The following is a 9,761-nucleotide window of genomic DNA, read 5'->3' as shown; positions in this document are numbered from 1 at the left end:
GGAGGATGATTTCGTAAAGGCAGAATTTCCTAAAAAATCAAGCGGTATGCAAGGCGGTGACTATCTGGGTCTCAAGAGGGGCTGGTTTCATCTTGTCCTTAATCAATTGTAGATAGGTTCATAGATTTATGAGAAATAATACAAAGATAATATACATAGTGTGGGTGATGATGTTAATGAGGACGGGCGCGGTGTTGGGAGCACCTCCGGAGAGTGTGCGGAATTATTCGGCTGGTGTCTTTGAGGTGCTTCACCCTCAGGGCAAGGTGGGGGTAGAGTATCTGTATGATGGAGGTGGGTATGGGAACGGAGAGATGGGGATTTTTCGGTTGGATAATTGGCCTGTGACGGGTGAGGTGGCGTCACCGGGGTCGGTGGCTTGGATTCAAGAGGCGGCTCGGCGATGTTTGCAGAATAATGCTAATGATGGGTATGTGGTGCTGAGGGACGCGCTGGATGCGGCTAGACATGTGGGGGCACTCCCTTATGAGGGCAATCATTCTGCAGGGACATACCAAGGGATGCAGTATTATACCTTGGCCGCCGGAGCCACTTTTGGCGTGATGTTGGTGCCCAATGATACGATACAAAATGTGTATAATAATCCTACGAGCACGGGTGCGGCGCGGCCTCTTTTTAGCTTGGCTACAGACAGGCCAGGGGATGGATTCAATTTTGGGCAGATGAGTGCGCTTAAATTTCCGGGTTACGGTTTTGCGTTTGAGGATGTGAATGTGGAGGAGGGATCGGATTTTGATTGTAATGATGTGGTCGTTCTTTTCACCGGTGCACGGGCTGAGGCGCCGCTTATTGATGATGTGATCAATCCGTCGAAGGAATGGCGGAATACAGCTATTGGACAGGCTATTTTGGGGACGGTGGAGGATTTTATGCATGGAATAGGGCTTACTTATAAAAGTGATGAGAAGGAATATGTCGCGTGGCTTAAGATCGCTCCAGCGCTCAATCAGCAAGTGCGGCTTTTTTGGCCGGGGAAGAGCTATATGAACTATACGCTGGAAAAGAAGATGAATTTATCGGTGGATCCTTGGTCGGATTTATTGGGTGCGGTGAATATGAGTGGCGTGGATGGCGAGATGGAGAAATTCGATAGTCATAGCGGTGAGGCGCGGAAGTTTTATCGATTAAAGGCATGGGAGAGGGATACGGATGGGGATGGGATTTCGGACGAGCGGGAGAAGTGGTTGGGCAGTGATCCGAATAGCTGGGATAGCGATGGCGATGGGGTGAGTGATTTGGATGAGTTTTTATCGGTGCCGCCTACGGATTGGCGGGATTATTACAATGGGGAATTGCCACAAGTGCGCATTGTTTCAGGCAATCATCAGGTGGCGTTGCCGAATAGTAATTTGAGCCAACCGGTGGTGCTGGAGGTGAGGGATAAGAATAACGTTTTGTTACCCAACGCACCGATTGAATTTACGACGGAGCTTGGCGTGGCAGGGGTGTATAATGGGACGAATTATATTTCACCGCTTGTTTTGCGCAGCAATGCCAGCGGGCAAATTTCGGCTAAAGTGCGGACGGAGAATACAGTGGGGAAGGCTTTGATCGCGGCTACAGCATGGAGTAACGGGAGGTCTGTATCGCAGTGGATTCATATCATCATTCCTCAATCCACGAGTGTGGATAACGACGCAGATGGGATGCCGGATGCGTGGGAGATAGCGCATGGGTTAAATCCTGGGGTGAATGATGCAGGAGGAGATTTTGACAGCGACGGGGTGCCGAATTGGATGGATATCAGGCCGAATCAAGGTGGGGTAGGGAATGGCGTCTTCATGGTGACGATTGTGCAACCGGCGATGGGGAGCACGGTGCCATGAGAGTGTTTAATGGAAACAACGAGAGCCATCTCCTCGCAGATCAGGGAAGGCTCGGATGCTGTCCCTCCTGTGTGAGCCGATCCGATAAACCGAGAAAAATTAATATGTATCAAACTATGAAAAAACAAGCCAATGACCATGTATTCATCATCTGTGCAATCGCAATCTCTTTTTTTGCGGGGGAACGGTAAGTGGATGGGGAGCAAGTGCGGCCGTCGCGTATCGGCCTGCGGTTGGCAGCGTGGCGGATGCCTCATTTTTGAAGCCGATCGATGGACAGCGTGGGGTCGGTGTGATGGCTGTTGGGACGCCGAGTGGAACGGCAGCTCCGTGGTATTACCGGATACAAAAAGAGATGCGTTACCATTTACGGGCTGGGGCGCCGTATGATTATCCAAGCGATGCTGGAAACAGTCTAGGAAATCAGTTTCAAAATATGATGGCTGTCTATGGATATTCTGATGAAAATAGCTCACCGTTGTTCATCGGACAGGTTTACCGTTGGGTGTTTTATAGCGGAACTTGGGGCGCGGATACGCAGCTAAGGATTTTAGTTTATCAAAGGACGGCTTTTAATAATGGAGCTGTAAACGTAGCTCCGGTGCAGACGATCACCATTCCTCTGCCTAAGCCGGGGACTCCAGCGTGGGAGGCGTATCTTCAAAACGGGTTTCGTCAAGAGACCACGGCGCATGGGTTGACGACGGTGCTGCGATTGCAAAACATCGGCGGGCAAGCGCAGCGTTGGGGCACTAAATATAATCCGGTTTTTCTCCTAGAACATAAAGCGGATGCGGCGGCGGAGAATTATTATTACGTGATCGAATACAACGGCTACGGCGGTGCCGATGAAAATAATCTCAAGCCGATGGTCGTTACGAATCCAGCAGATCCGAACAATTCCAAAGCTTACAATCGGCTCTATGCCATGGAATTTCGCACGCGCGACCCCTGGATCACCGATCAAATTAATCTGCCGCAGTTTTGGGGTGAACCGTTGCCATCAGCTTATGCGGGGAAGAATCCACAAGAGTTACTCACGGCTTCAGGCTCAATCAATCCCACAGGCTACAGCACACCGAGCGCGGCACAGATCACTCAATATCTTCAAATCAATAACACACCGGAGTTGCGCCAGCATCCTACGCTCGATCAATTGGTGACGGACATGGGTAATAACCCGATTGCTCTGGCAAACTTTGTGCATAATGAAATTGAACTCACCGATGCCATCAGCCACAACACCGGCGGCAATACCAATCATCCCTCAATCAACTGCGGCGGCATGAATCGCGGTGCCTATGCCACCTATATGGAAGGTCAAGGCTCCCCAGCAGAGCAATGTGCGCTTCTAGTCTATCTTCTACGCAAAGCCAATGTGCCGGCGATTTATTCCTTCCCTGTCGGTAACGGCCTGAAGATGCTCGATGCGCGGATGAGTCTCCTTTTGCAAACCCAGATCAAAGGATTTCTCACCTACTATCCCCTGCATGAAGACCCAGCAGTGCCGACCATGATTCCGGTGAACTACCCCTTCGTCTCCGCATGGATTGCGGCGGAAAATCGTTGGGTGCATCTTTTCCCTTGGATTAAAGATCTACAAATCAAGGAGGGCTACGATTACAACAACTATCTGCCAGCCGCCTATCGCGGTTCGCAAAATTGGATCCGTAAGTATTTTCAAAACGACCCAAGCATTATGGACGCCTCCACAATAGCGGCCCACGGCGGTAACGACACGCCGCTAGTCCTTCTGCCTGCTTTCATCAAAAAACATCTACCCAATGACGTAAGCTGGGAAAAAATCGGCTGGAAGACGGTATATCGAAAGAATCTATATGCCACATGGGATGATTTTCCCAAGCCGCTAGCACTCACCGGCGCGCCTGCGCAATTCGTCTCGCTTAAGGATCGCACGCAAATTATCAGCGGCGTGACGGAGACGATGTTCGACCGCATTAAAATCGAAGTCTTCAGCCAAGAAAACCCAGCAAAAAAGGTGGAGACCGGCTGGTTACGTGCTATGGATTTGCATAATCGCCGTTTGATCGTGCGCCATGAAAAGACTGGAGCCAACGCTCATACCGTTTATCTCACACTCGCTGAGTTTCATTCTGGCATCACCGGAGAAATGGCCTTTGCCAATGATCCGGACCTGCTTAAAAAACAAGTTCTCAGCTATCCCATTAATGCCAGCGACCAGCATACCAAAATTAAAGTGACCTATCAGCGCCACCGGCTTTCTGGCCTGACGGATGGAACGCACCCGAGTTTAGACAATAACTTTCTTGATGTTTATAGTCGTTACGAAGTCACCAATGAACTGGCTCCTTTGGCCAAGGGTGATTTTGCCGCGATTTGTTTTAATTTTGGCCGCGCTACGCCCAGGATGCTGCGCGTCCATGCGGATGCCACGTGGAAAATCGAGCAGCTTTTAGATGCCAACCCGAACGCCTCTTACGACACAGAAATAGCTCGAGGTGCCCCTACCTATCTTTTAGGAATGAGCTACTACGAGCAAGTGGATAAAGAGCGATGTATGGTGGAATCGCTCACCGGCGCGCGCTTCACATCCTTTTTTGGCTACGGATTATCCAAATTGCGAGCTTATCGGGACGCCAGCGGCAATTTGCCCAATAACGGGGATATCAATCTCCAGCAGCCCAGTGTGGATATGAGCTTTTACCTCCTTACATCGATCGGGAATAATACATTTAAGAATGACTCCGGCAACGTATCCACTGTGACCAATAATGAAGTCCTACCCCTCTTGATCACCGGCATCTCGGCGCAGGAACACCAGATTCTTCGCTCCTTTTATGATGATCCCGATCCCCTTTCCACCGTGCGCATGCTACAGAAGGCCGCTTCTCCCGGAATGCTTACCTTGACCAAACAAAATTATGCAGCCGCCGGCGAAGTATCCTATACCTTTGGTGCCCATACCCAAAAACTCAAAAACTGGGATACCTCTATCTGGACAAGTATAACGAATGCCTTCAATCCATCCACTGCGGATAATGATAATACCGTGGTTTACATCCCCCCACGCCCTACAAAAAATGCCGACAATAGCTACCGAGGCATGGGAGCCATGATCTTGTCACCGAATGCTGGTGCAGCACTGATCAGCGGAAATTTAACGTCATGGAATGGCGGCTACGGTGGGCTTTGGTCCACGCCACGTTACGAGCCGAGTAATTATCTGAATTTTAACTTGAATTATAAGAACAACAGCTACTCCATGGCTTACACGCCGCCGCCATCTTCAAGCAATTATCAGCTCTTTCCCACCAACTATTCCGTCAGTCAATCCCTCTCATTCTACAACCAGATCACCACGCCCTCCACAAACTACTTCACCCCCACCCCCACCAAATTACTATCTTACAACTCAGTTAGCAGCTATCTTGCCCCGTCATTTCCTCCTGTCCCCACAAGTATTGACCTATGGAATAGCGACACCTTCTCCACCAATCGCGGTAGTATTTACAAACCCAATTGGAATGCCGGTGCGACCTTCATCGCCGACCCCGTCAACGTCGTCACCGGAGAGTTCTACATAGACGTCACCGACCTCACCCTCCCTGGACCCATGCCCCTACAAATCCGCCGCAACTACTCCAGCTTTCAACTCCTCCCCACCGAATTCGGCTACGGCTGGAAACCTGCCTTCATCCCCTATCTCACCATTAAAGAAGGAAACGACCTGATCTACGCCGCCGAGTTGGATGGCTCCGTCATCGCCTACCGCCAGCAATCCGACCCCAATCTCTACAAACCCGAGCCCGCCGATAATCCCACACTCAATAACGTTCACGGCGATATCCTCGGATCCATTGGCAATATGTTTAACGCCAAGCTCGTTAAATCCACCTCCGGCAGCGATACCTTCTACACTCTTACAGCACCCGATGGTAGCAAACGCACCTTCAAAGTCCGCTCCTTCCCCGTCGCTGGCAATCCTGCTCTCCATCGCACTCGCCCCTACCTCGAAAAATGGGAAGACCACGCCGGTAACCGTTACACCTTTCACTTCGTCGACACCACTTACGATCCTCAAGCCGCTTCCCGCCCAGACTACGGCCTCCTCCGCCGCATCGAATCGAGCAACGGCAACTTCATCGGCTTCTACTACGATCCTCTCGGGCGCGTCATCGAAGCCTACACCGGCGACGGCCGCCGCGTTCACTACAGATATGATAAACACGGCGACCTCATCGCTGTCACCCGCCCTGACGGCTCCACCTACACTTACGAATACAAGAACGAATCAACCATCGTCAACGGCTCCCCCCAATACACCTCCACCCACCTCATCTCCAGAGAAATTCTCCCTGAAGGCCGCATCATCGAAAATACCTATGATAACGATCGCCGCGTGACGCTTCAAAAATCAAACGGCGGCGCCAACTGGAACATCATCACGGCCTCCACCTTTGATTACTCCGTTCCCAACCAAACCAAAGTCACCGACGCCCTCGGCCGCCACACTGTCTTCCATTACAATTCCCAAAAACTCATCACCAAAATCGTCCAGCCTTCTCCCTTCCTTTATGAAACCATTCAAGAATGGTATCTCCCAGGAGACAACTCCCCCGGCGCTTACCCACGCAGCCTCAAAAAAACCATCGATCCCCGCGGCCTCATCACCGAATACAAATACGACGCCAATGGTAATTTAACCGAAACTAAAATCACCGGCGACCTAAAAGGCGACGGAGTGATCACCACCGCTACCACCACCGCCACCTACAACTCCAAAAATCTTCCCGAGACGATCCTCGATCCATCCGGCATTACCACCAAACTCTACTACGAAGATCCCGCCGCTCCTTATAGCCTTACAAAATCTGAAAAACTCTCCGGCACCACCCTCATCACCCGCACTAAATACGAATACACCTCCACAGGAGGCTCCACACCCCCATTTGCCAAAGGCCTTCGTTTCAAAGAAATTCGCGCCCAAGGCACATCCGACGAAGCGCTCACCCAATGGACATTCGACACCCGCGGCTACCCCACCTCCCGCACCCGCTATACCGGCACCGCCGATCCCAATATCGTCACCACCTTCAAATACAACGACCGCGGTGAGCTGATCCGCGAGACCGATGCCCTCAACCGCTCCATCGCCTACGCCTACGACCCTATGGGACGCCGCACCTGGACCGAATACCGCAACGAATCCGGATCCCTCATCGGCTGGCACTACGATTACTACAACCACGCCGGCGAGATCACTTGGAGCGATGGCCCCCGTTACCAGACTGCCGAAAACCCTGCTGAAGACTACGTCTGGAATCACTACGATGGCTCCGGCCGTCTGCGCCAAAAAATCCAATGGCTATCCGAGCCGCTCGACAATGGCAGCGGCATGTTCATGCCAGCCTCCCCCAAAAATCTCGCCACCACCTTCTACGATTACAATAACGCAGGCCACCTCACACAGATTCGTTCCCCACGGGGTCATGTCGTCACGCTCTTCCCTGATGAACTCGGCCGACCCGTCTGGCGCAAGCAATTCTCCGGTGAAGCCTCCGGCACACCCCTCGCCACGGAATTCTTTGAATACGAACCCGGCGGCCTCGTTAAAAAACACACTTCCTTCATCGGCGCCATCACAGAAAATTTCTACACCTCCACAGGAAAACTTAAAAAACAAATCCTCCCCACCGGTCAAATTCTCGAATGGCGCTACTACGCCGATGGTCGCCTCCATAAAGAAATCCTCGCCAACGGCACCTTCCGCGAGACCGTCTACAACGACGCCGCCCGCACCATCACCACCACCCTCCGTAAAGCCGATAACACCGTCCTAGCCACTCATATCCAAACTTACGATCGCCGCGGAAACCTCATCACCGAAGTCGGCCTCGAAGCCGATAAATGGCAGACCACCTACGATGACCTCGACCGCCCCAAAGTCCGCACCGGCCCTGCCGCCACAGTCTTCTCTGCCCAACAAAAAATAACAACGACGTATGATAACTGCGGAAAAATCACCACCGTCACCAACGCCCTTAACGAAAAAACCATCACCACCCGCGACATCCTCGGTCGCATCGAATCCATCGAGATCAAAAACGCCAGCAACGCCCTAGTCCGTAAGACCGCCTACGAATATAGTCCCGATCACCACGCCGTGACGGAGCTGGAAGGAACCGGGCCCAATCAAATCAAGACCAAGACGTGGACCAATACCTACGGTCTCCCCTGCATCGTAAAATCTGGCTTTGGCACGCCTCATGTTGCCACGACACTTTTTAACTACGACGCCGAAGGCCATAAAACGTTCCACCGAGATCCGAGCGGAAGAAATACCCTATGGACCTATGATGCCTTCGGTCGGCTAGCTACAGAACGGCTCTATGATGGAGCCACAACGACCTTTATCCACGACGCCATCGGCCAACTCAAAGAGCGGCAGCTCCCGCCTGCCAATAATAACGGCATCCAACTCGTCCACTACAAAAACTACTACGCCAACGGCCTCCTGAAAGAAGAATACCTCAAAGAGCTCGTCTATAACCAAATCACCCGCAAAAACACCTACTTCTACTACACTAGCGGACCGCAGATCGGCCTGCTGCAAAAACGGGTGGAAGAGCGAGGCGGCAACGGTGGAGGTAACATCACCCACACTTACACCTACGACGACTTCTCTCGCGTAAAGCAAATCACCACCAACGCTAGCGCGCAAAAGCATCAATCCACCACCCAATTCACCTACGACCGACGCGGCTTGCTTTTGGACGCCAAACAAAGCAGCACGAATCACGCCGCCGGTCCACCCACACAAGTAAAGCGGACGTGGGACGCCTACGGACAACTGCGCAGCGAAGAGATCACAATTGCCGGCGCCCTGCACAGTCGAGTCTCGCAAAATTACGATGCCGCTGGGCGACGCACTTCGCTCTCCATCACCCCATCAGCCTTCAGCAGTCCCCAATACGAATACACTTACCGCGCCGATGGATTATTAACGAAGACCCGCACGCGGATGCCGAATGTAGCAGATTATAATTTCAACTACGACGATGCCGGGATGCTTGTGAATCGGGTGAATAGTTTCCGCACGCAGACGATCACAGCACGCAATGGGCGCGGACAGATTACTCAACAAAATACCACGGTAAATGCGGCCACTGTTCTTGCGGAGGGGATCGGGTATCATGCCGATGGCCGACAATCGAGCTACACAGCCACGCGAAGCGGCGCGGGCTCATGGAATGAGACGCGGAGCTATAGCTACACACTAGGACGAGGTTGGCTCTCCAGTGAGAGTTACGCACCGGCCCATGCCCAAACGGCCAGCGTGGCCAATACGTATGACTTTGGCGGATCATGGCTAGGCATGCTCACCAAGCGCGTGCAGAGCGGGAGTGGAGCAGGCACGATCATGGATCTGACGTCTTCACAAGTCTTTTGGCGAGCCGCTGTGACGGCACATCCAGCCTACCTTGCTCCGATTCTACTGACTGGCACGGCGAAAGGCGCGGCGGTAGTGCGAGCGTTTATAGACGGCGCCGAGGTGCATGGGATCACGCATCCGGGGCCAGCGGACAACGTCGGCGCGTGGAGTGGCACGGCGTTGCTCAGCCCCGGGCCGCACACGCTCAGGGTGCAAGGCGTGATGCCTACGGGGAAGACCGCGGAGGCGCAGAGTAGTTTTAATGTTAACGGGAGCAATCAGACACGGGAATGGGTTTATGACGAAGCCGGAAATGTCGTGCAAATCTATAATCAAGCCCCTCCCCACTATCCGTATGATCTAAATGAATACGATGCCCAAGGGCGCATCTATTACCGATGGGTGCGAGAAGCTGACGGGAAAGGGACGGACGAACGTTTCATCTACGATGCGCTGGGCAGACGCATCAAGACAGAGGGGTGGACGATCCAGAATTACGC

2 protein-coding genes are annotated in these 9,761 nt (G+C 52.5%); both read left to right on the top strand.

All coding sequences use genetic code 11. The features are described 5' to 3' along the window. Window positions 1-176: 176 nt before the first annotated feature. On the top strand, window positions 177-1,847 hold the full coding sequence (locus NZM04_03465; protein MCS7063098.1) for a DUF4114 domain-containing protein: 1,671 nt from the start codon (window positions 177-179) through the stop codon (window positions 1,845-1,847). A 259-nt stretch (window positions 1,848-2,106) separates the two neighbouring features. After that, on the top strand, window positions 2,107-9,761 hold a 7,655-nt coding region (locus NZM04_03460; GenBank protein MCS7063097.1), incomplete at its 3' end, for a DUF6531 domain-containing protein.

Source organism: Candidatus Methylacidiphilales bacterium (genome assembly GCA_025056655.1).
Classification (GTDB): Bacteria; Verrucomicrobiota; Verrucomicrobiia; order Methylacidiphilales; family JANWVL01; genus JANWVL01.
The sequence above is the reverse complement of the archived record's forward strand: the minus strand, read 5'-3'. Positions and strand labels throughout refer to the sequence as shown.